29 protein-coding genes and 1 riboswitch are annotated in these 25,714 nt (G+C 38.0%); of the genes, 14 read left to right on the forward strand and 15 right to left on the reverse strand.

Annotation, left to right across the window (positions count from 1 at the left end; all coding sequences use genetic code 11):
• Positions 1-83 precede the first annotated feature (83 nt).
• The 3 genes from KSU66_RS06910 to KSU66_RS06920 form a co-directional block, all read right to left on the reverse strand.
• Entirely contained in the window at positions 84-2,000 is a 1,917-nt protein-coding gene (locus tag KSU66_RS06910; protein ID WP_269050696.1) for a choline/carnitine O-acyltransferase, read from the reverse strand.
• A gap of 147 nt (positions 2,001-2,147) precedes the next feature.
• Positions 2,148-3,368: an amidohydrolase family protein gene (locus KSU66_RS06915; RefSeq protein WP_269050697.1), complete on the reverse strand. Its 1,221-nt coding sequence runs from the start codon at positions 3,366-3,368 to the stop codon at positions 2,148-2,150.
• A 3-nt stretch (positions 3,369-3,371) separates the two neighbouring features.
• Positions 3,372-4,469 (reverse strand): hypothetical protein, encoded by a 1,098-nt coding sequence (locus KSU66_RS06920; protein WP_269050698.1) that lies wholly within the window; start codon positions 4,467-4,469, stop codon positions 3,372-3,374.
• Positions 4,470-4,586: 117 nt separating this feature from the next.
• Positions 4,587-4,631, forward strand: a riboswitch (PreQ1 riboswitch).
• Positions 4,632-4,638: 7 nt separating this feature from the next.
• Between KSU66_RS06920 and queC the strand changes: the two genes are divergently transcribed.
• From queC to queE, 3 genes are read left to right on the forward strand one after another with little or no spacing between them, the layout of a single operon-like run.
• Positions 4,639-5,304 (forward strand): 7-cyano-7-deazaguanine synthase QueC, encoded by a 666-nt coding sequence (gene queC / locus KSU66_RS06925; protein WP_269050699.1) that lies wholly within the window; start codon positions 4,639-4,641, stop codon positions 5,302-5,304.
• Positions 5,301-5,726: a 6-carboxytetrahydropterin synthase QueD gene (gene queD / locus KSU66_RS06930; RefSeq protein ID WP_269050700.1), complete on the forward strand. Its 426-nt coding sequence runs from the start codon at positions 5,301-5,303 to the stop codon at positions 5,724-5,726. The genes queC and queD overlap by 4 nt, the downstream gene beginning before the upstream one ends.
• Positions 5,723-6,430 carry a 7-carboxy-7-deazaguanine synthase QueE gene (queE, locus tag KSU66_RS06935; RefSeq protein WP_269050701.1) on the forward strand — a complete coding sequence of 236 codons (708 nt, stop codon included), beginning with the start codon at positions 5,723-5,725 and terminating at the stop codon, positions 6,428-6,430. Before queD ends, queE begins: the two co-directional genes overlap by 4 nt.
• Positions 6,431-6,520: 90 nt before the next feature.
• Here queE and KSU66_RS06940 read toward each other — a convergent pair whose 3' ends face one another.
• Together KSU66_RS06940 and KSU66_RS06945 are read right to left on the reverse strand one after the other, a co-directional pair.
• Positions 6,521-6,658 (reverse strand): YfhE family protein, encoded by a 138-nt coding sequence (locus KSU66_RS06940; protein ID WP_269050702.1) that lies wholly within the window; start codon positions 6,656-6,658, stop codon positions 6,521-6,523.
• Positions 6,659-6,781: 123 nt separating this feature from the next.
• Positions 6,782-7,087, reverse strand: a complete 306-nt coding sequence (locus KSU66_RS06945) for a hypothetical protein (RefSeq protein WP_269050703.1) — start codon at positions 7,085-7,087, stop codon at positions 6,782-6,784.
• A gap of 98 nt (positions 7,088-7,185) precedes the next feature.
• Here KSU66_RS06945 and KSU66_RS06950 point away from each other — a divergent pair, with 98 nt between their 5' ends.
• Entirely contained in the window at positions 7,186-8,130 is a 945-nt protein-coding gene (locus tag KSU66_RS06950; RefSeq protein WP_269050704.1) for an AEC family transporter, read from the forward strand.
• 242 nt (positions 8,131-8,372) lie between these two features.
• Here the strand turns inward: KSU66_RS06950 and KSU66_RS06955 are convergent, their stop codons facing one another.
• The 4 genes from KSU66_RS06955 to KSU66_RS06970 all read right to left on the reverse strand — a co-directional run bounded on the left by KSU66_RS06955 (position 8,373) and on the right by KSU66_RS06970 (position 11,558).
• Positions 8,373-8,783, reverse strand: a complete 411-nt coding sequence (locus KSU66_RS06955) for a MarR family winged helix-turn-helix transcriptional regulator (RefSeq protein WP_269050705.1) — start codon at positions 8,781-8,783, stop codon at positions 8,373-8,375.
• A 91-nt stretch (positions 8,784-8,874) separates the two neighbouring features.
• Positions 8,875-9,252 carry a sporulation protein gene (locus KSU66_RS06960; RefSeq protein ID WP_269050706.1) on the reverse strand — a complete coding sequence of 126 codons (378 nt, stop codon included), beginning with the start codon at positions 9,250-9,252 and terminating at the stop codon, positions 8,875-8,877.
• A 9-nt stretch (positions 9,253-9,261) separates the two neighbouring features.
• Complete coding sequence (locus KSU66_RS06965; RefSeq protein WP_269050933.1) at positions 9,262-10,473, reverse strand: AI-2E family transporter; 1,212 nt, start codon at positions 10,471-10,473, stop codon at positions 9,262-9,264.
• A 125-nt stretch (positions 10,474-10,598) separates the two neighbouring features.
• On the reverse strand, positions 10,599-11,558 hold the full coding sequence (locus tag KSU66_RS06970) for an LCP family protein (protein ID WP_269050707.1): 960 nt from the start codon (positions 11,556-11,558) through the stop codon (positions 10,599-10,601).
• Positions 11,559-11,840: 282 nt separating this feature from the next.
• Here KSU66_RS06970 and KSU66_RS06975 point away from each other — a divergent pair, with 282 nt between their 5' ends.
• The 8 genes from KSU66_RS06975 to KSU66_RS07010 all read left to right on the forward strand — a co-directional run bounded on the left by KSU66_RS06975 (position 11,841) and on the right by KSU66_RS07010 (position 18,408).
• Complete coding sequence (locus tag KSU66_RS06975) at positions 11,841-12,410, forward strand: biotin transporter BioY (RefSeq protein ID WP_269050708.1); 570 nt, start codon at positions 11,841-11,843, stop codon at positions 12,408-12,410.
• Positions 12,411-12,532: 122 nt separating this feature from the next.
• Positions 12,533-12,628 carry a YjcZ family sporulation protein gene (locus KSU66_RS06980; RefSeq protein WP_269050709.1) on the forward strand — a complete coding sequence of 32 codons (96 nt, stop codon included), beginning with the start codon at positions 12,533-12,535 and terminating at the stop codon, positions 12,626-12,628.
• Between the two features lie 140 nt (positions 12,629-12,768).
• The gene (msrA, locus tag KSU66_RS06985) at positions 12,769-13,299 is read left to right on the forward strand and encodes a peptide-methionine (S)-S-oxide reductase MsrA (protein WP_269050710.1); all 531 of its coding nucleotides are present in this window, start codon (positions 12,769-12,771) and stop codon (positions 13,297-13,299) included.
• A gap of 169 nt (positions 13,300-13,468) precedes the next feature.
• On the forward strand, positions 13,469-13,702 hold the full coding sequence (locus tag KSU66_RS06990) for a hypothetical protein (protein WP_269050711.1): 234 nt from the start codon (positions 13,469-13,471) through the stop codon (positions 13,700-13,702).
• 279 nt (positions 13,703-13,981) lie between these two features.
• Complete coding sequence (locus KSU66_RS06995) at positions 13,982-14,830, forward strand: DegV family protein (protein ID WP_269050712.1); 849 nt, start codon at positions 13,982-13,984, stop codon at positions 14,828-14,830.
• 419 nt (positions 14,831-15,249) lie between these two features.
• The gene (locus KSU66_RS07000; protein ID WP_269050713.1) at positions 15,250-16,845 is read left to right on the forward strand and encodes an ABC-F family ATP-binding cassette domain-containing protein; all 1,596 of its coding nucleotides are present in this window, start codon (positions 15,250-15,252) and stop codon (positions 16,843-16,845) included.
• Between the two features lie 171 nt (positions 16,846-17,016).
• Positions 17,017-17,655 (forward strand): hypothetical protein, encoded by a 639-nt coding sequence (locus KSU66_RS07005; RefSeq protein ID WP_269050714.1) that lies wholly within the window; start codon positions 17,017-17,019, stop codon positions 17,653-17,655.
• Positions 17,656-17,757: 102 nt separating this feature from the next.
• A complete protein-coding gene (locus tag KSU66_RS07010) occupies positions 17,758-18,408 on the forward strand; it encodes a hypothetical protein (RefSeq protein WP_269050715.1) in 651 nt (216 codons plus the stop codon).
• A 59-nt stretch (positions 18,409-18,467) separates the two neighbouring features.
• Here the strand turns inward: KSU66_RS07010 and KSU66_RS07015 are convergent, their stop codons facing one another.
• On the reverse strand, positions 18,468-18,668 hold the full coding sequence (locus tag KSU66_RS07015) for a cold-shock protein (RefSeq protein WP_269050716.1): 201 nt from the start codon (positions 18,666-18,668) through the stop codon (positions 18,468-18,470).
• Positions 18,669-18,872: 204 nt separating this feature from the next.
• Complete coding sequence (locus KSU66_RS07020) at positions 18,873-19,166, reverse strand: DUF1033 family protein (RefSeq protein WP_269050717.1); 294 nt, start codon at positions 19,164-19,166, stop codon at positions 18,873-18,875.
• Between the two features lie 200 nt (positions 19,167-19,366).
• On the opposite strand from KSU66_RS07020, the gene KSU66_RS07025 reads away from it, so the two are divergent.
• Together KSU66_RS07025 and KSU66_RS07030 are read left to right on the forward strand one after the other, a co-directional pair.
• On the forward strand, positions 19,367-20,029 hold the full coding sequence (locus KSU66_RS07025; RefSeq protein WP_269050718.1) for a 5-bromo-4-chloroindolyl phosphate hydrolysis family protein: 663 nt from the start codon (positions 19,367-19,369) through the stop codon (positions 20,027-20,029).
• Positions 20,016-21,212, forward strand: coding sequence for a toxic anion resistance protein (locus KSU66_RS07030; protein WP_269050719.1), 1,197 nt, complete (start codon positions 20,016-20,018; stop codon positions 21,210-21,212). Before KSU66_RS07025 ends, KSU66_RS07030 begins: the two co-directional genes overlap by 14 nt.
• Positions 21,213-21,328: 116 nt before the next feature.
• Here KSU66_RS07030 and KSU66_RS07035 read toward each other — a convergent pair whose 3' ends face one another.
• From KSU66_RS07035 to odhB, 4 genes are all read right to left on the reverse strand, one after another.
• Complete coding sequence (locus tag KSU66_RS07035; protein WP_269050934.1) at positions 21,329-23,221, reverse strand: vWA domain-containing protein; 1,893 nt, start codon at positions 23,219-23,221, stop codon at positions 21,329-21,331.
• 19 nt (positions 23,222-23,240) lie between these two features.
• The gene (locus tag KSU66_RS07040; RefSeq protein ID WP_269050935.1) at positions 23,241-24,104 is read right to left on the reverse strand and encodes an ATP-binding protein; all 864 of its coding nucleotides are present in this window, start codon (positions 24,102-24,104) and stop codon (positions 23,241-23,243) included.
• Positions 24,105-24,213: 109 nt separating this feature from the next.
• Positions 24,214-24,411, reverse strand: coding sequence for a DUF6501 family protein (locus KSU66_RS07045; RefSeq protein WP_269050720.1), 198 nt, complete (start codon positions 24,409-24,411; stop codon positions 24,214-24,216).
• Positions 24,412-24,476: 65 nt separating this feature from the next.
• Positions 24,477-25,691, reverse strand: coding sequence for a 2-oxoglutarate dehydrogenase complex dihydrolipoyllysine-residue succinyltransferase (gene odhB / locus KSU66_RS07050; protein WP_269050721.1), 1,215 nt, complete (start codon positions 25,689-25,691; stop codon positions 24,477-24,479).
• Between the last annotated feature and the right edge of the window lie 23 nt (positions 25,692-25,714).

A 25,714-nucleotide genomic window follows, 5' to 3' on the forward strand; every position in this document is an offset into this window, starting at 1 on the left:
GTGCATGGGTTCAATTATGCGCCTGCTCTATTTTTTTCACCTATAAATGAATGATTGCTCGTTTGTCTAACCCATTTTCCATTTCAATAAATACTACTTTTCGCAATATACATTAGTTCATCTAACGCTTGGACTAAATGATCCGCTAGTCTCTTCGCATATTCTTTGTCTTGAGCGTTGCACGAGACGTTAATGGAAATCGACTGATCCAATAAAATATAAGCTAATCCATAACCGCCTTCAACTACAGGTCCGAAAATCCGGTATTTCACATTGTCATATGCCATTCCACTCGTCGAAATAAAATCATGACGCATTGTCAAATAACCTTCGTCAGTAAAAATTTCTGGTAAGTCTTTTATTCCAAGACTTGCCCCATTTAAATAGTACATTTGTTCAAGGCCATACATATGCCTTTCAACGCCAAATCCTTTGCGGCAACTGATTATTCGGTTTGTATGGGCAGCACCTGCCTTTTGCATTAAGGAATAAAGAATTTCATTATTTTCTTCCCCCGCTTCAAGTGCAGTTACCAATTTTAATTTTTCCATACTTGTGGCTCTCGCACACTCTGTCCTTCCTTCATGAAAGACTCGGACGGATACAGGTTCGTAAACACTTCTCAACATACCAAACGTTCTGTACTGCGCAATTTGTAAAGCCATATGTAAAAATGCATCGGGGCTAATATTTACTTTCTTTATTTCATCAGAACCGAAATTGGTAAAAGTTCTAGATTTCACATCATAAGTTTTTTTAGTTTGCACATAATCACTTTTAAATTTAGTTAAGGATTCACTGATTTCTTCTGAAATTTCCCATTCTAGTTTTTCAATTACAGGTTTCTCCGTTGTATAAATAATTTCAGAAGCTTCCTTACAAAGTCCTTCATTCACATAACTAATAACTGTAAATATTGTCGTTCCATCTACAGCTGAATGTTCAATGCTATATCCTAATTCCCCACTTTTAGTAATGACAACTTGGATTGTCTTATCGAAATATTTATTTGTCCCATTTAACATAAGATTTTCAATCGCTTCTTCAGAACTATTGCTTTCTTCGTCCACTGAAATAACAATAAGGGAATCGGCAATCACTTGAAGATTATTGGCGTTGATCTTTGAAACAATCAGTTCATTGTACACTTTTGCAGCGCTGTCTCTTTTCGCTGTCGTAAATATACCTACATCCAGCCCTTCACTATCCTCTGCTTGGAAAGCTTTTTCAACGGCTCTTGCAATCTTTTTACTTTGATAAATAGCCCCTTCGCTATTCGTTACCTTCACTTTATACATATTACTTTTATATATAATTACGATATGATTGTTCTTTTTATCAAATTCTGCAACATAATGATCATCTCTTTCCAGCATTGGAATTCGAACAGATCGGAAGAATTTTTTATATTGACTCATATCAAGTGGTATTTCATTAATTGTTACAGGCTCAAATTTCCCATCAATAATTGAATGGTATAATTCCGTTACAAAATAGCTTACTTTACCCGCTAATTCAGGCATTGAATACTGTTTTTTATATTTTTGGTTGTCCAATAAAATATTGAAATGCATACCTGTTGGCAATGGTTTTCTATACTTTAAATATTGGTCATCCCAAAATGGCTTGAGCCAACTTCCTTCAATACTGTCCTTCCATTCGTGTAACTTTTTTTGTAGTTTCTGTGCTTCGCCATTTTCACCGAAAAAACGATGGGCTACTTCCGACGTTTCTTGAAATTGCTCTACACTTAACAGAGGCTCGACCCATTCAAGGAGTTTAGATTCCGTACTTGTTAGTGGTGGAATGGGTAACGATGGCAATACGTTTTCATAAGCAAATGTGTTTTTTATAATAATTCTTCCCTTCTTACGTCTTTTCCCGTTTCCCGGATTTATTTTCACGATAAAAAGGAGACTGGATTCACCAATCTCTTTTTTTAAAGTTATTTTTTGGTCACAGTGAGTCGAACAAAAAACAAACGACTGTCTTCCCTTCATAAGGTATGACAATCATTTGTTGACACGACAAGACCAATCGCACTTTCAGCGATTTATTATTGTAAGATTGCAATCATAGTGCATCGGACATTTTACTTTGTATATCTATAGCTTAATTATATACAATTGGCCGATTAAACTCAAACTTCATGTACGTTCAATAACCTTTCTCCCCTGAAAAAATACTTTCTTCACTTTTTCAATTTGGGTAATTTCCAGGCCTGGAATTCCTTCTGACACCAAAAAGTTAGCTTCTAGCCCTTTTTCCAATCGACCATACCGGTTTCCTTTTCCTAATATAGTCGCGGGATTAGCCGTAAGCAATGCAAGTATTTCGTTTTCATCGTAATTATAACGTTTTAAAAGTTGCATAGCGGGCTGGGCAATTAGCATTAAGACGTCAGGTCCTCTTAACTCTTGATTTTGAAATGGTAACCAAGAAGTACCTTTATAGGGCGGCAGATAGGCGTCTGTAGAAATTGAAACGGGTATATTCAATTGAATCATTTTAAGAATTTCTTCCGGAGAATTGGGTTTTAAATGTGTTCCACCCATAGGGGTAGCGACGATTTCCACCCCTTTTTGGACTGCTTTTACTAACAGCTCATCAGTGATTCCATGTGCGTGGTGCAAAACATCTACACCTGCTTCCAACGCTCGATCGATTCCAACTTCACCAGCTACATGAGCACCGATTTTCTTATCCAATTTATGATAGGTTTTTACAATCTGTTTTAATACTTCCAGCGTATAGATCATTTCTCCTGCTTTTGGAACATCGTTTTCTTTAAAATTTGCGGGTGTCGCGTTGATGAAGATATTCTCACCCGGATAGTCACTTTCCTCGGCAATCATTCGCACTAATTCTAGGTCATTCAAACTAGTTTTATCGACGCTACTTGATTGTGTAATCGAAGTAAAATGAGCCATTTTTTCGAAACCTATCGATATGCTTGCTGTTGCAAAAGAAATATCGATAGGTAAATCCAACACAGCTTTCCGATATGCTTCAATCGGAATGTCACAAACCGGATGTCCACAAATTTGTTCTCCTAGCGCAGTAATTCCTGAAGATAATGCGTGAAAAAGAATTGCCTTTGCCGCCCAAAAGTGGGTTTCAATGGTTACAGGATAAAGGCTAGTTGGAGCATATTCCAGTAAGTGCGTATGGCAATCTACTAAAGACGGCGTTATAACGTAATTGGAATAATCCATCACATGTACATCAGAAGACTCTTTTCGGAGTCTTTCCCATGTTCCAATGTCAGCAACTTTTCCATTTTCAATCCGCATCGCACCATTTTCAATCGTTCCCCTACTACTTACAGTTACAATCTTTTTTCCCCGAACTATATAAGGACTCGTCATCATTTAGCCCACCAAAAATGGCGTTAAATAGTACGCCAAAACACAGGCTGTCATGAACCGAATAATCATTCCAATAATTGCAGCCTCTAGAACTTCTTTTTCGTTAAGACTAGATATTCCTGACCAAGTTAATGGAACTTGACCAAAAATAACCGACAAAGGGAGTCCGGAATTGGCGAGAATAAACGAACCAACGACTAATCGCGGATCAACCGTACTCGCTAGTTCAGCAAGTTGAGCAACCGCCAACGTAGGAGCCGCAAGAATTGAGATAATTCCTGTAGATGGTTCAATCCCCATTAACGTCAAGACGGTTGACAGGCTCGTTTCAATCCCTCCCCAAACACCAAAAAACTTTAAGGCACCGATAAAAAAGAATACAGCTGCAACAGCCGGAATGATTGTCAAAAAAAGAAGTTCCGCACCTTCTTTTGCCGAATAAAATATCGTATGAAGAAGTTTTGTGTTCGGTGTAAAACGGGGTAACTCCTCTAATTCAACCCTCTTTGTATCTCTATAAAGTGTGATTGATAAAATAAATGGTACGACGACAATAGGAAGAAAAATTGAAAGAACAATTAACGGAAATGCATGGATATTGAAAACCGATAGCGCGATTAAACCCAACACTAAAGTTGCAAAAGATTGTGGAGATTGAACCATTGTCGCAACAGCTATTTTCTGTTCCGATTTAGTCGCTTTTGCTTTGACTAGTATTGGTGCCGAAATTTTACCCGCCGCATTAATATCACCGAGAATATTATAAGCACTTGGAATGATGACTGAAGGATTAATCTTAAACCATTTCATAATAGGTACAAAAATTCGAATCAAGCCGTCCGTAAATCCTAATCGTTCCAAAAGACGACCAAAAATTACACTTACAATAATCGCAATCCCTACTTCACCTGTTAAAAATATATCGACAACGATTGGTTTTACTTCTTGGATTATCGTGTTAAAGAATCTTGAAAGTGAATTGGGATAGAAAAAAAGAATCAAAAGCGATATGAAAACCAACAACATACCTAGTACTTCAAAAAAGGACCATTTGGACCTAGACGACTTAGTCTTTAAGACAGGTACTTGTTTTTTCTTCAATAAACGACTTCCTTCCGCTTTTTAATACCTTATGTTTGCGGGACGAAATATGTGTTTGCCTAGCGGACAGTAATACTCTACATCTATTCACTACATATGCTATTATTAACTCTGTCCCAAAAAGAGGTTCGCAAACTTCCCTCTCTAAAAAACTAAGGAGATGTTTATTTTGAAAGACGAAAAAGCAGTAGTTGTTTTTAGTGGTGGCCAAGACAGTACGACATGCCTATTTTGGGCATTGAAAAATTTCCGTGAAGTGGCAACAGTCACATTTGACTATGGTCAGCGACACTCAGAAGAAATCGAGTGTGCTCGACAAATTGCGAAGGAGCTCGGGGTATCATTCAAAGTACTCGATATGAATTTAATAAATCAGCTGTCGGCGAATGCCTTAACGAGAGATGATATCGAAGTGAAAGAAGTTGAAGGCGAATTACCTTCGACTTTTGTTCCTGGTAGAAATCATCTGTTCTTTTCATTTGCTGCGGTCTATGCCGATGCAATCGGAGCTCGGCACTTAATCACAGGTGTGAGTGAAACCGATTTTAGCGGGTATCCCGATTGCCGTGATAATTTTATAAAATCATTGAATGTGACACTGAATTTAGCAATGGACGGACGATTTGTTATCCATACGCCTTTAATGTGGCTCGACAAGTCTGAAGTGTGGGCATTAGCTGATGAACTAAATGTGCTCGACTTTGTTCAGAAGAAAACACTTACTTGTTATAACGGAGTTCCAAGTTCTGGTTGTGGCGAGTGCCCTGCTTGTATATTACGGAACGAAGGACTTACAACTTATTTAGCTACAAAATCGGTAGGTGTTTCCAAATGATACAGCAATTTTATCCGCAAGTTCAACATGCGTACCGTTTTGAATTAAACAAAGATATGCATTTTTCCGCAGCACATTTCATTCCGAACGAAAATGCTGGAAAATGCCAAGTCATGCATGGTCATACGTATCATATAAATATAACTATCGGAGGTAATGAGCTTGACACACTCGGTTTTCTAATCGACTTCAAGCAACTTAAAAACCTCATACACGATAAATACGACCATTCTGTGTTGAATGATCATCCTGAATTCAAAGAATACTTTCCAACAACCGAACGATTGGCCGAACAAATTGGAAAATCAATTCAAAATGAGCTTCGCACAAGAAGCAACAAACCAATCTGCCTTCAAGTCATTGTCCGAGAAACACCAACAAGCTACGTCATCTATCGTCCTGAACAGGAGGAAGTCCTATGAAAGTTCCTGTAATGGAGGTATTCGGTCCAACGATTCAAGGCGAAGGAATGGTTATGGGGCAGAAAACGATGTTTGTCCGAACGGCTGGTTGTGATTATTCTTGCTCGTGGTGTGATTCGAAATTTACATGGGATGGCACGGGACGTAGTACGTTGAAATACCCTAGTGAAATCATAGAAGAACTTCAAGAAATCGGGGGACAGTCTTTTTCACATGTAACGATTTCAGGTGGAAACCCTGCGCTTCACAAAAGTATCGATGGTCTTGTCGATCAATGCCATGAAAAAGGATGGCAAGTCGCGGTTGAAACGCAAGCTTCATTCTGGCAAGACTGGTTGTTGAAAATCGACGACATCACATTATCCCCGAAACCACCAAGTTCGGGAATGACTACCGATTTCAACAAACTAGATTTATTTATAGAAAAACTGGTTCATTCGAATACGAGCTTAAAAATCGTCATTTTCGATGAAGAGGACTTCAAATTTGCTGAAACAGTTCATCTTCGTTATCCTCGCGTTCCCTTCTTTCTTCAAACAGGAAACAGCGATACGACAACAACTGATGACGCAGAACTTGTGTCTACATTACTACATCGATATGAATGGCTCATCGAACAAACTGTTCAATCGCCAATTATGAACGATGCCAAAGTTTTACCGCAATTGCATACGCTTATTTGGGGAAACAAACGTGGCGTCTGATTAGATTGAAATAAAAAAGCCAGTATCTCTTTTGAGATTGCTGGCTTTTCGTTTTGGCTCATATAATCGAATTACTAATAGCGGATGTGATTATTTTTTCTTGTTTTCTTTGTTTTTCACAGCATTGTCTGCTTTTTTAAATTCTTCATTATACAGTACTTCTTGTGCGGAGGTCAGACCATTATTTTTGTCGGTCATTCTTTCATGTGGGGGTCTTTCTTTCGCCATACATAACTGCTCCTTTCCGAACTTCTGTGTTGATTTGTTAGTATTTCCAATTCCTTTGACAGTATACATCCAAATCTAAAATGGTGATGTTGGCTCTTCGTCCTATTAACTAACTTTTGTATTTCAAGTAGTACCGCTGATTCGATTTGATAATTGATGAGAATGCTTTAGTAAAATAATCATAGTTATAGTAACCGTTATCAATATGAAAATTGCCAGAACTCCGTATTGAAATCGAATAGATGGGTTGGAACTTATCCCTCCAATGCCATCAAGTACAATTGGCGATAAAAACTGTCCAATAAATATACAGCTACTTGTTATAGCGACTGCACGATCACCTTGATAAGGTCCCGCACGGTCCAATGCTTTTAATATTAGTAAAGGAAAAAGAACTCCTTGACCAAATCCAATTAAACAAGCGCTCACTATTATTAAAGAAAGAGCACTTGTAAACAAACGTCGAGACCCAATCTTTTTTTATTATTCGGGTGTGTCGCAAAAACTAAATAAAGGCGTTAATATACATGGAACTAAGTATTGTGATTCAATCAATCGCAATTATTTACTTAATGATACTAATCGGTGCAGCCCTTTCAAAAACATTCAGTTTTAATGAAGATACACGGGGGGTTTTCATCAGTTTAATTGTCAATATAGCGATGCCAAGCATTATTTTATCTAGTATTTTCAATGTAAAAATGGATGACGATACATTTAGTACGATTATTCTTGTATTTCTCTTATCCATCTTAATTAATGTTGTCGGGATTGGCGTAGGCTGGTTACTTTCATTTACTTTTTATAATAAATCGAATAAACATGTAGAATTAGCTTTACTGGCCGGTCTTGGTAATACAGGATTTATTGGCATTCCATTATGTGCGGTCCTAATTGGACCAGAAGGTGCATTGTACGCAGCAATTTTCGATGCTGGTGTGGATTTTACAATCTGGACTGTAGGTGTCCTAATGTTACAAAAGGGTAAATCTATTGGGCTTCAAACATTTAAATCAATGATTAATATTCCACTTGTTTCGATTTTCGTTGGACTTATTATCTCTTACTTTCATTATAGACCTCCAGCTTTAATCATAAATCTAGTCGATCAATTATCTGCATTAGCTGCGCCATTAGCAATGTTTTACATAGGTATTCTTGTAATGACATTAAAGTTTTCAAAAGTAAAAGAGAGTGGGTTAAAGGTATGGATACCTATCTCTGTTAAACTTATGATGCTGCCAGCATTGGTGGCATTATTGATCGGTTATTTTCACTTAAATATGACAATCGTTCAGACAGTGCTTATACAATCGATGATGCCCACACTCACATTGGCATCCATACTATTCGCAAAATACTCTGCCGACAAGGATATGGGTGCAATTACAACTGTATTAGCTACCGTCCTTGCATTATTAACAATTCCTGTCATCATTTATATTTTAACTTACTTTAGCTTATTTACTTAATCGAAAACCATTCAAACGACAAAAAACAACGCCTCTTGCCGAAGCGTTGTTTTTTTGCGTATTTAGCTATGCCAATCAATTTATTCTTGCATTTTGCAAACAATAATAAAGGCGGTTGCATTTTACAACTAATCATTCTCGCAGTCACTTGCAACATGCAATCATCAATCGAAACAACTTGCATAGTACAAGCATCAACACATATGCTTAGTTGAGTTATGCAACTATCTCGACAAAGCGGTCTAAAGCTCTTTTAAGCGCCTTGTTAACATTTGCATTGACCTTATTACCGTTTCTTGTTCAAAGTCGCTCATGGACGTAAAGGCTTTTTTTACTTCCAAAGAAATTTCGTTATTAATTAATTCCACTATACTTTTTCCTTGTTCTGTTAAGGAAAGGATGAATATTCTACGATCATCAGCGAATGGAGTTTTCAGAAGAAGCTCTTTCTTTTCTAGCGTTCTGATTTGCCTAGAGAAAGTAGTTATATCCATATCCACAGCTTCTGCAACTGTTTGCATAGACGGACTTTTCATTAATGAAAGTTCATATAAAATCGAACTTTGCACAATTGAAATTTCCCCACTACTTTTCCTTTGTATAGTACGCAGGCTCTTTGATAACGAATGAAAAACAGGTATGATTCTTTCCATTGTATTCCTCCTCGAATTCTTTCCTTAATTGTACACTAAGGCCTTAGTGTACAATTAAAAAACGCACCCGTCGAACAGGGTACGCTAAACCTTACTTATAAGTGATTGAATCTTGCCCTTGTACATTGACTCCATTTTTAAGATACATAGTCGTTCGTAAACTAAGTGACTCGTTATCTGCTTCCATTTCCCATCGTTCATCAGGAACCAATTCAAATGAAATCATCCATGTTTCTTTTGACTTTTCTGCACTCACTATTTCAAACGCGAGTTTTGCAATGACTTGATCCTTTGTTTCGGAATGCTTCAGCAACTCCATTACAACCTCATCAATTAGTTCTTCACTTTCTTCGCCTTCGATATAAACCTTTCCCGAAAGTGTTTCTCCGAAAGCGATATTTGGTCCATCAACAATTGTGTCCAAAGTTATTTTTCCATATACGATGGATGAAGAAAAGTCTTTCAACATAGTATCCCCCTACCCTTTCACTTTTTGAATATCTGTATTTTCATAATAGTATTCGGGATTTGATTCATATTTATTATAGCGTAGTTTTAACAATTTGAATAAATGCGTAACGACAACTTTTAATAAAGCGTAACCTGGAATTCCTAAAACGACACCCGGTACACCAAAAAGAGACCCAGCAGTTAGTAATACAAAAATAATTGTAATGGGATGTATTTGTAGTGATTTTCCCATAATTTGCGGTGAAATCAACTTTCCATCAATCAACTGCACAATTGTCCAAACAGCCGCCAGTTTAAGAAGCATCCAAGGAGATGAAACAATCGCAATAATTACCGCCGGCGTAATTGCAATTAGCGGACCCAAATATGGAACTACGCTCGTAAACATCGCAAGCACTCCGAGTAAAAGCGCATAATCCATCCCGATTATAAAAAATCCAATCGAAACCATTATGCCAATGCATATCGCAACTAGAATTTGTCCCAGTATATAGGAACTAATCTGGTTGTCCGCATCGCGTAAAATAATTTTAGCATCCATACGTATACGTGGTGGCAAAATCCTCACAAAAAATCGAGGAAGCTTCTCCCCATCTTTCAACAAATAAAACAAAATAAATGGAACTGTAACAATCGCTAATACAAACCCCGTCAACGCGGAAACAAATGAAGTTACGCCAACTGCAATTCCACCAATCATATCCGTGAAAAACTTCCCGATATTCGCGGGGGCCGTATCCACTAATGTTTTCGCGTTAATATCAAGTCCTTCATAATAAGGAGCGAAAAAAGAGGTTCGGAAAAATGTATCCATTGTTAACATTAATTCTTTAAAGTAGGTTGGAAACTCTTCAACGAGATTATGAAATTGAAATTTTAAAAATGGTAGCACGAGAAAAACAAGTAAAGTAATTAGGCCAATCGCTCCAACGAAAATGATTAAAATTCCCCATATACGCGGAATTCGAATTCTTTCCAATCCACGTAAAATAGGTCTTAGTAAATAATAAGCGATTGTTGCAAGTATAACCGGTAAAACAACTGTTGAAAAAAATACTGTTAAAGGGTAAAATACGAACGAAATTTTGTTGAATATCAAAATGATTAATCCGATTAATAAAATTGAGGTTAAAACAAATAATGTATTTCGTCCTCCGAGAAAACGTATCACATTAGTCGCAACTTTATCTTTTCTTAGTTGTTGCTGATTGCCTTCAATGTCCAAATGCCTCCCCTTCTTTCATAAGTGTTTACTATATATGTTGAACTTGTAAATACAAACATGAACTTAGTGAAGGCATCCCCTAGCGAATCGAGTAGAATTCTTTTTTTAAACGTATATAGTTATTCGAGCGGGATTTCAAGAAAGTTCGAGATTTCTTCTTTGTTTTTTTCAATGTCTACTTCAATAACAGAACCCGCATGAGAGTAAGAGTTAAAAGAATACGTCCCTTCAACCGGCACCGTCATTGTTTCTACTTTCGCACCTCTTTTTAAAACTAAAGAAATCGCACGGGAAATTTCATCCTTTGAAGATAGATCTGTTTGAACAAAACTAGATACCGCACCTGCAAGTTTCGGGGCTGCCATAATCATTCCCGGTTGTAAAGCTTCATCTTTCATTGCAGAAATTACTTCTTGTTGACGTGTAACACGTCCGAAGTCCCCTTCACGGTCAGCGCGAAAACGAGCATAACCAAGTAGCTCTTTCCCGTTTAGTTTCTTTTTCCCAGGTGTCAGTGTCACTCCGATTTTTTCCGACATTTCTTTTTTGACATCAATTTCTACGCCTTTTGGAAAAGCAATATCCACGATGGATTCGAAGTTTTCAAAATCGACAATTGCGTAATGATGAATCGGAATGCCAAACATTCCAGTGATCGTATCTTTAACGGTTTGCACTCCCGCAAGATAGTACGCCGTATTTAGTTTGTACGATTTGTATCCAGGAATTTCCGCGTAAATATCTCTCATAAATGAAATAACATTCATTGTGCCAGTACTTTTATTCCAAGAAAGTACCATCATTGTATCCGTTCGCGATTTCCCACTTCCATCATCATCGACGCCCAGAAGCAAATAATTTTCAATCGTTGCGTATTTCGGGTGAATCGCATCCCCTTTAAACGAACCGGGATCGATGGCATTTCCTTTGCCAATCGCTTTTCCCGCATTGTATTGAACGAAAGAATAAAGTCCAGCAGCAATAAAGACAAGCATTGAACATGTTAAAATAACCCTACCTAGACGAAGTTTTCTTTTTTTCTTTCTTTTCAGTATCGGTTCTTCATAATTTTCATCCATTACTATTCCTCCAAAAAACAATCTTACAATTAGGACGAACGACAATCGTCTTGGTTGCTACCTTTGTACTTATTATATCAGATAGACCGCTACGAATAGCATATACTCTACCTAGAACTTTTTTATCACTTTTTCAAATTAAGTTTGTGTCTATTTCAATAACTTATGTACGAAGATATCCAAACACGAAACTTGTTGACGTATTCAAATAGATTGCGATATAATAAATGAGTAAACCTGGCAAGTTTAATGGTTAACCTAAAACAGGAGGAATTATACGTAATGACGGAATCTAGCTTTAAACTAAGAATGATGATCATTTCTGCACTATTTGCCGCCATTATTGGCATCTTGGCACAAATTACTGTGCCGTTACCACTTGTTCCGATTACTGGACAAACACTGGCAATAGGACTTGCCGCAACGATATTAGGTTCTAGGTATGGGACACTTTCGGTTTTACTTTATTTATGTATGGGTGCAATCGGCATGCCAGTCTTCGCACAAATGTCTGGTGGTTTAGGAATCTTGGTCGGCCCTACCGGAGGATATTTAGTCGGATTTATCCCAACTGCATTTATTATAGGGTATTTTCTTGAAAAGACGAGCTTTACAATTAGAAATGCAGTACTTGCGAACATTCTTGGCACCTTTATCGCATTGATATTCGGAACTGTTTGGTTAATGTTCAGTGCCAACCTTTCATGGACAGCTGCATTTGCTAGTGGCTTTGTACCTTTCATCATTGTTGGATTCATGAAAGCGGGACTAGCGGCCTGGGCTGGCATTCTCGTTAGAGACAGATTAAAATCAACCAATCTACTAACTTCATTGAATGCACAGGCACGATAAATTATGGCGTCATAAACGAAGTGTTTCGTTTATGACGCTTTTTTATTCAGGCATTTCCCCATCTCCTTTCTATAAAGATACATATGCTAGATATAGATCCTCTAAGAAAGGCGGTGTTAATTATGGGCTACGAACAACAAGGTGGCACGGGTTCTTTTGCATTGATTGTGGTGCTTTTCATACTACTAATTATCATTGGTGCGAGCTTCATTTACTAATATCCACAGATCCATCCATTAGCCGCTCACGGGCACCTCTTATATGGAAAGAGCACTTAATAGGTGCTCTTTTTCATTTTGTAATCATCTGTTATGATATGATGTTTCTATGAATATATAATGGAAGGAAGTTGTTACTAATGATTGGAAAAACCTTTGAAAAAGCCTCGTTTGCCGGCGGATGTTTTTGGTGTATGGTGAAACCATTTAAAGATTGGGACGGTATACACGATATTGTGTCTGGTTATATGGGTGGACATGTCACAGATCCTACATATGAAGATGTAAAAAAAGGTGACTCGGGCCATTTAGAAGTCGTTGAAATTACATATGATCCTACAAAGTTTCCATATGACAAACTGTTGGAGCTATTTTGGCAACAGATTGATCCAACCGATGCGGAAGGCCAATTCCAAGATCGCGGACACTCCTATACAACAGCGATATTCTATTACACGGATAAACAACGTGAACTTGCAGAAATTTCTAAAGAAAAGCTCGGTGCAAGTGGGATTTTCAATAAACCAATCGTGACGCCAATTCGCCCCGCCGAAACATTTTACCGTGCGGAAGAATATCATCAAGATTACTACAAAAAAGAAAAAGTACATTACGAAGAAGACCGCGCCCGCTCCGGAAGGGATACATTTATCGAAAATCACTGGACTTGAACTGAAACCGGTTTAGAGGGGACAATCTATGTGGAAAATAATTATAGTGTTCAAACAGTTGCTTGAAATTCTCGCACTTGTTTCCACTCTTTTCTTTTTGGCAATCGACTACTAAAGCACGTATTCGATTGCTTCAATAATTGGATTGTTTTCTTTAGCAATTCTTGGATTGGTTCGCAGTAGAACACCCATACAAAACGTCGAAATATTTTTGGATGATGGTCGTATGCAAGTTCTTATCTACTTTTTAATGTTCTTCCTAGCTAGTGTCTTATATATAACCTTCCAAGAAGATCTAAGTAGTTCTTATTTATTCGGATTTGGATTCGTCTTTTCACAAAATATTCGACTAGGCTACCAAAGACACAAAGCTAGTAAAATGGCACAAATTCAAACTGACTAAAAACGATAAATGACCACCTACCCATTAAGCGGGTAAGGTGGTCATTTATCGTTGTAGGCTATTCAAATTAAACATCCATCGAATTCGCGTTAATGTCATTTATTCGGCCTATTTAGAAGTAAAATTTTATCATTATATGTTCAAATTATGTCGCCTTATTCGAAACTTCTTCTATATATGACGACTATCACTAGTACTTTATTACCCTGTAGTGTAAATTAGCGATAATAGATAGCTGATTCTAAAGCATAAAATATGCATCACAGAGGAGAATTTTGGATGACTAAGAAAATTGCTTGGATTACGGATACAGCTGCACAGCTAGATGAATCTTTCATCCATAAATATAACGTACATATTTTACCCTTAAGTGTCGTATTTGGAGATAGTACCTTTAGGGAAACTGTAGATTTGACACAGGAAGAGTTTTACGACAAATTGCGCGTGACAAAGGTTCCCCCAAAAACCTCCCAACCCGCGATTGGCGAGATGGTTGCTCTTTATGAAAAATTGCAAAAAGAAGGTTATGATTCTGCCATTGCTTTGCATGTTTCTAGTGGCTTATCCGGTACATTTGAAAGCTCGCAGACAGCTGCAAAAATGACGGACTTCAAGGTCTATCCGATTGACTCGAAAATCGGCTCTTATCCAATGATCAAAATGATTGAAATCGGCAACGAACTACTTGAAAAGGGGCAAGACGTTGCAGATGTTTTTACAGCTATCAAGAAAATAACAGAAAACTCCAAGCTATCCTTCATACCTGCTAATTTAAATCAGCTACATAAAAGCGGTCGTGTTTCTGGAACGCAAGCATTTTTAAGTAATTTGCTAAATATTAAAGTTGTAATTACATTCGAGAACGGAAAGCCCGTAATGAAAGAAAAAGTGCGTGCGAATAAACGCGCAAAGAAACATGTGACGGCTTTACTTCAGAGCGACATGGAGACAGGCTTTGTTCCAGAAGTCGCAGTGATCAACTGCAACAATACGAAAGATGCCGAAAGCTGGAAAAATGAACTATTGCAAGAATTCCCAAAGTTAAAAGTTCAAGTTGTCTCCCTCAGCGTCTGCGTTGGCGTACACGCCGGTGAAGGTACAACTGGTTTGAGTTGGGTTAAATACTAACCCTCTCCTTTCTATAAACGCGCCGAGAACACCATTGTCTTCGATTTTGGGTGGTCTTAGCCTTATCTTCCATAGTAAGCACAACTCCCTGTTTCTTTTTAACAAAGGTGTTAATTGAAGACAAGGTACAACTTATTTTCCTTAGCTATGAGGAAATAAGCCAGTCACTGCATCGGGCTGGATTTACTAAAGTTCAGGCATATAAAGATGATTTTAAGGGTTTATGGCCACTCATTTAAAGAATTAGAAATAAAGTCGATAAAAGGATTCAATGACGCGATAAATTATTAAGTTTGAGAGATGTTCCGGTGAGAACCCTGAATTTTATCCCTTCTAAACCCTGACACTAAAAGCTTTGTTGCTATTAAGTTTTGTTACGTGGTATACTAGGAGCATTGTGAATTTAGGAGGATTTTTTTATGATAGCAGTAAGTAATGTAAGCCTTCAGTTTGGCGATCGCAAGCTATTTGAAGATGTGAATATACAGTTCAACCCGGGTCATTGTTATGGACTTATCGGTGCGAACGGTGCGGGAAAATCAACATTCCTAAAAATATTATCAGGCGAACTTGATCCACAGTCTGGAAATGTTATTATGGCCCAAGACGAACGCCTTGCAGTTTTGAAACAAAACCATTTTGAATATGAAGAAAACCCTGTCCTGGACACGGTCATTATGGGCCATAAACGCTTGTATGACATCATGACAGAAAAAAATGCGATTTATATGAAAGAAGATTTTTCCGACGAAGACGGCATGCGCGCAGCTGAACTTGAAGGAGAATTCGGTGATTTAAACGGTTGGGAAGCAGAATCTGAAGCTGCGATTCTTCTTCAAGGATTAGGTCTTCCGGAAGAACTACACCAAGTAAGAATGGCTGAACTATCGGGTTCTGATAAAGTTAAAGTGCTACTTGCACAGGCATTGTTTGGCAAACCGGATGTTCTACTTTTGGATGAGCCGACAAACCACCTTGACTTGAAAGCAATTCAATGGCTTGAAGAGTTTCTTATTAACTTTAACAATACAGTCATCGTTGTTTCCCATGACCGCCACTTTATTAATAAAGTATGTACGCAAATTGCGGATCTTGACTTTAGCAAAATTCAAATCTATCCTGGGAACTATGATTTCTGGTATGAGTCAAGTCAACTTGCATTGAAAATGTCACTTGATCAAAACAAGAAAAAAGAAGAGAAAATTAAAGAACTTGAAGCATTTGTTGCACGCTTCAGTGCTAACGCTTCAAAATCCAAACAAGCAACATCACGTAAAAAGACACTTGAAAAAATCGAATTGGATGATATTAAACCATCATCACGCCGTTACCCGTTCATTAACTTCCAAATTGGTCGTGAAATCGGAAACGACGTTCTTAGTGTTAAAGATGTAAACAAAACTCAAGATGGTAAAGTAATGCTCAAAGACGCGTCATTTACAATTGGAAGAGAAGACAAAGTAATTCTTCTTGGTAATCCACTTGCAAAAACAGCGCTTCTTCAAATGCTTGCTGAAGAAAATGAACCCGAATCTGGAACGATCAAATGGGGTGTTACAACGTCACGTGCATACCTACCTCTTGACAACAGTAAGTTCTTCGAAGGTTCTGAGCAATCGCTTGTTGAATGGTTGCGTCAATATTCACCGGACGATCAAACTGAAACATTCCTACGTGGTTTCCTTGGACGTATGCTATTCTCAGGTGAAGAAGTAAACAAAAAACCATCTGTTCTATCTGGTGGAGAAAAAGTTCGCTGTATGTTATCGAAAATGATGTTAAACAGTGCAAACGTTCTTCTTCTTGATGAGCCGATGAACCACTTGGACCTAGAATCGATCCAAGCATTGAACGATGGACTTATCGCTTTCAAAGGCGCAATGATTTTCACGTCGCATGACCAACAGTTTATACAAACAGTTGCAAATCGTGTAATTGAAATCCGTGATGATGGCACAGTTGTCGATAAACTTGCATCATATGATGAATATCTTGAGTGGAAAGAGAAAAACTAAAAACGAACCGCCTATCCAATTTGGATGGCGGTTTTTTATTTTCCAACACCTGAAACATTATACTTTTTATAACGTCTAATAGAGTAAAACTGAGTAAAGGAGTGGTTTAAATTGAGAAAGTCTACCTTCCTCACTTTCATACTAATAACAATAGTAGTGCTTGCTGCTTGCATGAGCACCCAAACCCCTACAGAAAAACCAGTTGAGAAGGAGAATAACGGGACAGTAAACGGTCATATTCCCGAAATACCAGAAGTAATCCCCGATGAACAGCCCTCGGAAAAACCTGCTAAAACCGGAGTTCAACTATCCGATTTCTTTTTTACTGATGGAACAAAAGCACATTATAAAGGCGAAGGAAATGAATTTGCGGAACTCGATATTGAAGTTGTACAAGTAAATAAGCACTATTTTGTAGTCTACGAAAATAATGGCGGATCTTATCTACGCAAAATTTACAAAGTCGAAGAGCATAAGATAATAACACTTGAAGAACAACCTGTAGATTTTGAACAACCTCTCCCCACTTTAAATGAAATCGTAGCTATGCAACCGATTGGCGTATATCTAGAAGAACCTTTCACCGAAGGAGCTAAATTTGGCGATTGGACAATCGTACAAACTGAAGATGCCGTGGAAACGCCGTACAAAACATTTGAAAAAGCAATTGTCGTCGAAATGAAAGAGGAAAACTTTGTGAACCGAAAATACTTTGTGCAAGGATACGGTGAAGTTAAACGTGAATCCATTATGAATATGGGTGAAGGAGAATTCGTCGTCACTTCATCATTAGAATCCATTGCAAAATAATTAGAAAAAATGTCCGAAATTTGGACATTTTTTTGTTCATTCAATTGTCAATGTATGATTACCTCCAAATTGGGCAAAACCAATAAAGAGGAGTGGGTTTTGATGAAGTTATGGAAAATTTTTACTTTACTACTTGTGACAATACTACTTGTTTCTGCCTGTGGAAAAGACCGAACACCTACTGACAATCCCGCGGGTGCTGCTGGTGGTAAGGACGCTAAGAAAGAAGTAGAGTCCGTCATTTCAATGCATGATTATTTTCCGCCGGATGGATCAAAAGGACATTTTAAAGGTGAGGAAAATGAGTTAGCCGATTTTGAATATGAAGTTTCGCAAGTAGGTGAAAATTACTTTATCGTCTTCGAAAACAGTAATGGCACCCTTCTTCGACGCATTTTTGAAATTCAAGGAGATCGAATCGATATGTTGGATTCAAAAACAGTTGATATTAGAAAAGATTTTCCATCACTCGAAGAATTAGAAAAAATGGACCCAATTAGTGTCTATTTGCAACAACCTTTTTCTGAGGGTACTGTATTTGGAGATTGGACAATTGTTCAAACAGGTGTTAAAGTCGATACCCCCTATCAGGCATTTGACAATGCAATTGTGATTGAAAGCAAAGAAAAAGATGTGATCATTCGAAAATATTTTGTCTCGGGTTTTGGTGAAGTTAAGCGTGAATCGGCAATGGAAACTGGTAACGGTAATATCATCGCTGCGACTTCCGCCTTAAGTTCTCTCGGTAAATAATTGTTATGGAAAAAGAGGCGCCCCACTTTTCGGGGCGCCTCTTTCGGTTTGTTATCAGATTAAAGTTTAATTACGTTTGCTGCTTGTGGTCCACGGTTGCCTTCTACAACTTCGAACTCAACAGATTGGCCTTCATCCAATGACTTGAATCCATCTCCCTCAATTGCTGAGAAATGTACAAATACATCATCTTCGCCTTCAATTTCGATAAAACCGAAACCTTTTTCAGCGTTAAACCATTTTACTGTGCCTTGTTTCATGTTAAAACCTCCAAATCATTAATAATAATAATATGGAACTTTTCAAGAAAATAAAAATTCACATATTACAAAAAGCATTGACAGGGCCAATTACTTTTTGTAATGTGTGAATCCGTCAATTTCTCATTTTATCTATCTAAAACTATATCATATATTAAAAGATTGTCAATAGTACTATTAGACAGTTTAAGTTGTTTAATAGTTCTATAATTTCAACGGCTCCCCTTCTTTCATCAAAATAACCCCGTGATAAATTTGCAAATTCTCGTCGCACGCCTCGCAAAACTCTTTTTCATTTGTAGACCAAAATGCAAAAAAACAATCTTTTTTCATTGCCTCATTTGGATGAACTTTTCGTAGATTATCGAGTAATTCTTTAAGATACATATTACTTTCAACGATATTTGCAAACGACTGTCGTGATATAATAGATTCTTCCCAATCGTCAAACATCCACCACGGCTCAAATTCCGCTTTCATATAAATTACTTCAAACAATTTATGTTACCTCCAGTGTGAATCAACGCTGATTATTTATATAATCTTAACAAACAAAAAACAATTGTCCACTCAAATGCTTTGCATACAGTTCAAAAGGAATGTGTCTTCAACGATTATCGGGTATAATTAATCTAATGGAATGAAACTTTATATACTTTCAAACGTATTACTAGTATAGGGTTTAAGGAGGTCTAACCATGCATGGAATACAACAGTTTTTTATACGACATTTGATAACTGCCCCCGTTACTTTTGGTTCGATGATTTATTTTATCGTCGGTACGGGTATGAATATATTCGCAATAGCAGGTTTATCAGCATTGATTTATTTTGGAGGAACATTTGCGATAAAACAAGTACAAATTTCATCTAACTTAAAAACACTCAGTATGACTCGTTCTGAATATAATCACATTCAGGGTCAGCTTTCTAGTGCTCGCACAAAAGTCAAACAGCTAAATGGTTATTACGGGAAAGTAAGATCTGTCCAAGCGTTTCGACAACTTCATGAGATGAATACCCTTTCGCGAAAGATTTTAAGCATCGTTAAAACAAATCCAAAAAAATTTTACCATGTAGAAAAGTTCTTTTATGCGCATCTTGATTCCGCCGTTGAACTTACTTCGAAGTACGCTTTGCTTGTAAATCAACCACTTAAAGATAAAGATGTAAGGATTGCCTTACAAAATACACGGGAAACACTTAGTGATGTAAATATGCAATTAGAGCAAGATATGCGCAACGTACTTTCCTCAGATTTAGAAAAGCTTCAAATGGAAATCGATTTTGTTGATGTGACAATGAATCGAAAAAAACCGCTATTAGAAATGAAAGGGGATCACCCTGATGACAGAAAATAAAGGTGCTACAAACGAAATAATAACAGTTGATAATCTACTTGATAACCCATTTGAAATAAAAGAACCACTTCTTTCAAATGAGATGCAAACAAAAGGTGCAGAAGTCGGAAAGGCCGTCCAATTAGTTGATCGGTTAACCCCTGAAGAGCGGGAAAAAGCCGTTCAACTTGCGAGCCAGATCCCTGTAGGAAACTATGAAGCAATCATTACGTACGGTGCAAATGCACAGGGAGAATTATCCCGATTCTCACACAAAATGCTCGATCACGTGCAAAGCCAAGATATTGGACCCGTTGGCGATGTTTTAAAAGATCTGATGGACAAACTATCAGAAATTGACCCTGACGACTTATCCTCTAAAAAGAAAACTGGTTTGAGCAGGCTATTTGGTAAAGTTTCAAAATCACTTCAAGAAATGATGACAAAGTATCAGAAATTAAGCACTCAAATCGATCGGATTGGTATTCAACTAGAACATTCTAAAAAAGGTCTAATTGATGATGTGAAGATGCTTGATAAATTGTATGACCAAAACAAAACGTATTTCCAAGCACTTAATGTTTACATAGCCGCTGCAGAAATAAAGCGCGATGAAATTTCAAATGTACTTATCCCTGAAATGCGTCGAGCAGCTGAGTTATCAAACGACCAAATGGCATTCCAAGAAGTAAATGATATGGCGCAGTTTCTTGATCGTCTTGAAAAGCGTCTATATGACTTACAGTTATCCCGTCAAATTACAATTCAAAGTGCACCGCAAATTCGAATGATTCAACAGACCAACCAAACGCTTGCGGAGAAGATCCAGTCATCGATTATGACTTCTATTCCCCTTTGGAAAAACCAAATTGCAATCGCACTTACATTAAATAGGCAAATGAAAGCAGTTGAATCACAAAAGCTTGTTACAAAAACAACAAACGATTTACTGTTGAAAAACTCGGAAATGCTAAAAATAAATTCAATTGAAACAGCCAAAGAAAATGAACGCGGTATTATCGAAATTGAAACACTGAAAACAACACAAGAAAACCTGATTCAAACAATTGAAGAAACATTGCTTATTCAAGCAGATGGACGCGCAAAACGAAAAGCAGCTGAAATCGAAATCGGACAAATGGAAGAAGAACTTAAACAACGACTTCTTGCCGTTCACGACAGAACACAAAACCGCCCTCAATAAGGCGGTTTTTTCACTTATGGATAAGGCTATTAAAAAGGTCCACTACTATAGGCTAGATAAAGAATTATCCAAAGCCTGCGCTTATCTTGGCATCTAGACTACAGGCACTTTTCTTACTATGTGTTACGGATAACAATTGAGAGCAATTTCCTTAAAATCCGGAGTGTTTGGTCCGCAAAACTTTCAACTGAATTGGAAGATGCTGTTTTATTGCCAAACATCATTGTGAATAATGCTTTTTGGTCTTCAGATGGTTCTTCGGCAGAAAGAAATAAATGAAGAACCGATATCCCCTTCTTTTCCGACTCCATTACCGCTTCGGCTGTATCTAGAATTCCATTGCGATCATATCCGAATGCGGACGGTTCCCCATCCGAAAAAACAAGCAAAAACTTATGCTTTTCTTGTCTAGCCGCAAGCCGCTCTGCCATCCACCGAATCGCAAAGCCATCACGATTATCTTCATTAGCATCAAACGACAAAATAGACATGCCATTATCTTGGTCACGATCTGTAAATGTGTGCATACGCTCGAAAACGTTCGGTTGCATTTCCGCCGAAGCGTTATAAGCATCTTCATAATAGGATGATATTTCATGACTAACACGTAATTGACGCAGTACATCATGAAACAGTAAAACCGCATGTTTCGTTTCATCTAATTTATCGAGCATCGATGCAGATCCGTCGACAAGAAGACCGAAAACAGCATCAAGATTTACAGAAGGTGCATTTTTTCGATAAAATGGTTTTGGTCGTTCATCCAAAACAAGTGTCGTTAATTTATTTGAAAGTCTTCCTTTCATAAGCCCTTCTCGCTTCGAATCCACTTTCAAATCAATTCTCTTTTTCATTTCCTCTACAAAAGAACGGACATATGGTTTTTGTTCCTCACGCCAAATCGCCAGTTTTTGTCGATTCGCATACTCATCAACGATTTCGATACGTTGTTCTTCATAGACTACATTCAGGTGCTCTTTACCGAACACCTTTCCCGCTTTCTTTTTCCTGTCTTGTTTTTCATGCTTTTCATTTTCTTCATCGGATGACTGTTTACTGTCATCGCCCTCGGAACTGCCAAATCCTACTTCCTCAACTTCGGCTTCATCATTACCCGGAGTCGCGTCATTGCCATCTGTTTGACCCGAGCGACCATGTTCGAGTTCAAATTCCAAATGGACGCCTGATTCGTTTTCATTCTCCTCGTGCCAAGAACGAAAAACTTCCTCTATTGTTTCTTTCGAATCCTCTTCACCCTTTTCGGCATTTTCCATGCCGTCATGGTAATTAAACGTTGTGTTTTCCGTTATTAATGACTCCCCTACCGAATAGTATTGATTGACTAAATCGTTGTTGACTAAGTCGTCTATAATATCCATAATGCGGGTAGCAATATACGTATTGTCTTTTGTACTTTTTGCGTCGTATGCATTTTGAAGGACTGACTTGATGAGTTCGAAATTGATTGGGCCCCATTCAATCGACGAATCGCTGTACATTCCTTCATGAAGTGCAATGAAAATTTCATTCATTAGGGCATCAGCAAGAAAACCTTTTTTCATATTTGCGGAAACTGCGTTCCGATGAAAAGCAACATACGCTGTTTTTCTACTAGCAAACGCCGTCTCGGTCCCAGGTCGTTGCTTTACGACTGTATCGATTAGACGAAACTCCTCAAGCAGAAGAAAAAGTTCCGTTGCAAACTTTCGAAAAGGGTGCAGCTTATACTCTTCTTGAAATCGTCTCCAGGAACCCAAACTAAACTGTTTCCAATAACCCGCTGTTAACAAGTATATATCAGATAATCGACCGTTATGCATAATTTCCTCTGATCGATGGCGCCAAAAGACACTCATTGAAACAATGCCCTCTGATGGTTGAAATTCAAGAAGTTTGCGCTCCGTTAACTCAAGGAATGGCGTATCCGCTAGTGCCCGACCAAGTCGTTCATATAATAAAAGTGTTGTTGTATCAACGGTTTCATCATTAAATTGAATGAATCGATTCATCTTCACCACTACATTCGCCTCACTTCACCCACGTACTGACAAGTTCCATAACGAGTCTTCGCTCAATTTTATCGTCTAACTTCTCCGCAATCGCATATTGAATTGCCCGCTTTACAGGGATATGTTCCGCAAGCCCCGTAGCATCTAAAAGGCTCCTGACCGAGGCTGCATCATCTGATAAGAGCCCGCTCATTACTTGTTTCTTTAAATCATCCCCAATATTAAGTATTGTTTCAACGAGCTGTGAAGAAATAGCGGGAAATTCATTCATTACTACTTTTTTTAATTCTTCTCCCGATAAATATGGTACCGAAAAAGAAACAAATCGATTTTTTAGGGCCTCATTCATTGGAGATGTACCAACGTACCCTTCATTGATTGCTGAAATGACCGTGAAGTCTTCGTGTGCAAAAATGACCTCACCCGTAAATGGGTTAGTTAAAACTCTTCTGTGATCAAGTACACTATGAAGAATTGGCAAAGTTTCGGGTCTTGCCATATTGATTTCATCGATATAAAGAATATGCCCTTTTTTCATCGCTTGTACGACGGGCCCCTCAACAAATTCGATAACGGTTTCACCATTTTTTAGAATGATTGTTTTAAATCCAAGAAGCGACTCCGCATCAAGATCTACTGAACAATTCACACTTTGCATCGGTTGTTTAAAGTATTCTGAAACAGATTGTGCCAATTTTGTTTTACCTGAACCGGTTGGCCCTTTGAGTAAGACTGGTTTTTTCAATACAACGCTCAGTAGGACATCTTCCCATAAATAAGCATCCGGTGAAATATACCCACCTTGTTGAATAAGCATTTGTTCAGTTTGGTTATAGCTTCGTTCGGATCGCAGCAATTGTTCTCGCTCGACAAATGATTTCATCATTAAACTATTCCCCTCCCAATCAATCGCTCCTCAGTATGACATCTACCGAGGGCTGAATAAAGTTAAAAAAACCTGATGCACCGCTGTGCGGGAATCAGGCAATCAATTATTCGAAATATGTTTTGTAATAGCCACCAATTTTACCCGTATTATCGACAATGAAAATGAATTCTTCCGTTTCATTTTTCACGTCATATTCTTTACCTGGTGTCAAAACATTATTTACAACATATTTTTGTGCATCTGAATGCTTACAAATAACAGTACGCTTAGAGGGCGATGTAGCCCATTCTTTGAAATTCAATAGATGTCACACCTTCCAAGTAGAAAATCGGCCCGGATATATAGCGGGCCGATTTATTAGTTTACTTATGATCCAAGAAGTAGGTCCTCTGGATTTTCGATTAATTCTTTTACCATTTTCAAGAAACCAACAGAATCTTTTCCGTCAATCACACGGTGGTCATAAGAAAGAGCGACATACATCATTGGACGAATTTCAACGTTGTCTCCAACTGCAATTGGACGTTTTTGAATTGTGTGCATTCCAAGAATACCAACTTGTGTACCATTCATAATCGGTGTTGACATCAATGAACCGAATACGCCACCGTTTGTAATTGTGAATGATCCACCTGTCATATCCGCGATTGTAAGTTTGTTATCACGTGCTTTTTTCGCAAGTTCCACGATAGATCCTTCAATTTCAGCGAAGTTTTTACGGTCAGCGTCAATAACGTTTGGTACAACAAGGCCACCATCTGTAGAAATAGCTACACCAATATCATAGAAATTCTTCAGTAAGATTTCATCTCCACTGATTTCAGAATTGACATATGGGTATTTCTTAAGTGCAGCTACAACTGCTTTCGTGAAGAATGACATGAATCCAAGACGTACGTCGTTTTTATCGAAAAACTCGTCTTTTTTACGTGAACGAAGTGCCATAACGTTTGTCATGTCAATTTCGTTAAATGTAGTTAGCATTGCTGTAGACTGTCTAACTTCTAGTAAACGTTTTGCAATTGTTTGACGACGACGCGTCATTTTTTCACGTGTGATTCGGCCATCATCTTGTGCTGCTTCTACTGGAGCTGCTGCTTTCGCTGCTGGTTGTGCTTTAGGAGCTGAAGCGTGTGCCTCAACATCTTGAACACGAACGCGGCCCATTGGATCAACCGGTGAAATTGCTGCAAGGTCAATTCCTTTTTCACGAGCAAGTTTACGAGCTGCCGGACTTGCAATTGTACGTTCTGAATCCGTTGACTCTTCTACTACTGGAGCCTCAGTTACAGCAGGTGCCGCTTCAGTTGCTACTGGTGCAGCAGGTGCCGCCGCTGGTGAGCCAGATCCTTCGCCTACAATAGCAATTACTTGACCAACTTCAACTGTATCTCCTTCAGCTGCAAGATGTTCTTGAATAATTCCTGCTTCTTCAGAAATAATTTCTACGTTTACTTTGTCTGTTTCAAGTTCTACGATAAACTCTCCACGCTCGACGCTTTCACCTGGTTGTTTAAGCCATTGTGAAATCGTCCCTTCTGTAATTGATTCTGCTAGTTCTGGTACTATGATTTCTGCCACAATAAATTCCTCCTCTTAGTCAT

The organism is Sporosarcina sp. G11-34 (genome assembly GCF_026931025.1).

What these genes read in the sequence shown, in the direction of transcription:
- KSU66_RS06950 (WP_269050704.1), top strand. Translation starts at nt 7,186, where the DNA reads ATGGAACTAAGTATTGTGATTCAATCAATCGCAATTATTTACTTAATG.
- KSU66_RS07035 (WP_269050934.1), bottom strand. Translation starts at nt 23,221, where the DNA reads ATGAATCGATTCATTCAATTTAATGATGAAACCGTTGATACAACAACA.
- queE (WP_269050701.1), top strand. Translation starts at nt 5,723, where the DNA reads ATGAAAGTTCCTGTAATGGAGGTATTCGGTCCAACGATTCAAGGCGAA.
- KSU66_RS06915 (WP_269050697.1), bottom strand. Translation starts at nt 3,368, where the DNA reads ATGACGAGTCCTTATATAGTTCGGGGAAAAAAGATTGTAACTGTAAGT.
- KSU66_RS07015 (WP_269050716.1), bottom strand. Translation starts at nt 18,668, where the DNA reads ATGAAACAAGGCACAGTAAAATGGTTTAACGCTGAAAAAGGTTTCGGT.
- KSU66_RS06995 (WP_269050712.1), top strand. Translation starts at nt 13,982, where the DNA reads ATGACTAAGAAAATTGCTTGGATTACGGATACAGCTGCACAGCTAGAT.
- KSU66_RS07040 (WP_269050935.1), bottom strand. Translation starts at nt 24,104, where the DNA reads ATGAAATCATTTGTCGAGCGAGAACAATTGCTGCGATCCGAACGAAGC.
- KSU66_RS07010 (WP_269050715.1), top strand. Translation starts at nt 17,758, where the DNA reads ATGAAGTTATGGAAAATTTTTACTTTACTACTTGTGACAATACTACTT.
- KSU66_RS06960 (WP_269050706.1), bottom strand. Translation starts at nt 9,252, where the DNA reads ATGTTGAAAGACTTTTCTTCATCCATCGTATATGGAAAAATAACTTTG.
- KSU66_RS07005 (WP_269050714.1), top strand. Translation starts at nt 17,017, where the DNA reads ATGAGCACCCAAACCCCTACAGAAAAACCAGTTGAGAAGGAGAATAAC.
- KSU66_RS06970 (WP_269050707.1), bottom strand. Translation starts at nt 11,558, where the DNA reads ATGGATGAAAATTATGAAGAACCGATACTGAAAAGAAAGAAAAAAAGA.
- KSU66_RS07030 (WP_269050719.1), top strand. Translation starts at nt 20,016, where the DNA reads ATGACAGAAAATAAAGGTGCTACAAACGAAATAATAACAGTTGATAAT.
- queD (WP_269050700.1), top strand. Translation starts at nt 5,301, where the DNA reads ATGATACAGCAATTTTATCCGCAAGTTCAACATGCGTACCGTTTTGAA.
- KSU66_RS07025 (WP_269050718.1), top strand. Translation starts at nt 19,367, where the DNA reads ATGCATGGAATACAACAGTTTTTTATACGACATTTGATAACTGCCCCC.
- KSU66_RS06910 (WP_269050696.1), bottom strand. Translation starts at nt 2,000, where the DNA reads ATGAAGGGAAGACAGTCGTTTGTTTTTTGTTCGACTCACTGTGACCAA.
- KSU66_RS06980 (WP_269050709.1), top strand. Translation starts at nt 12,533, where the DNA reads ATGGGCTACGAACAACAAGGTGGCACGGGTTCTTTTGCATTGATTGTG.
- KSU66_RS06955 (WP_269050705.1), bottom strand. Translation starts at nt 8,783, where the DNA reads ATGGAAAGAATCATACCTGTTTTTCATTCGTTATCAAAGAGCCTGCGT.
- msrA (WP_269050710.1), top strand. Translation starts at nt 12,769, where the DNA reads ATGATTGGAAAAACCTTTGAAAAAGCCTCGTTTGCCGGCGGATGTTTT.
- KSU66_RS06975 (WP_269050708.1), top strand. Translation starts at nt 11,841, where the DNA reads ATGACGGAATCTAGCTTTAAACTAAGAATGATGATCATTTCTGCACTA.
- KSU66_RS07000 (WP_269050713.1), top strand. Translation starts at nt 15,250, where the DNA reads ATGATAGCAGTAAGTAATGTAAGCCTTCAGTTTGGCGATCGCAAGCTA.
- KSU66_RS06940 (WP_269050702.1), bottom strand. Translation starts at nt 6,658, where the DNA reads ATGGCGAAAGAAAGACCCCCACATGAAAGAATGACCGACAAAAATAAT.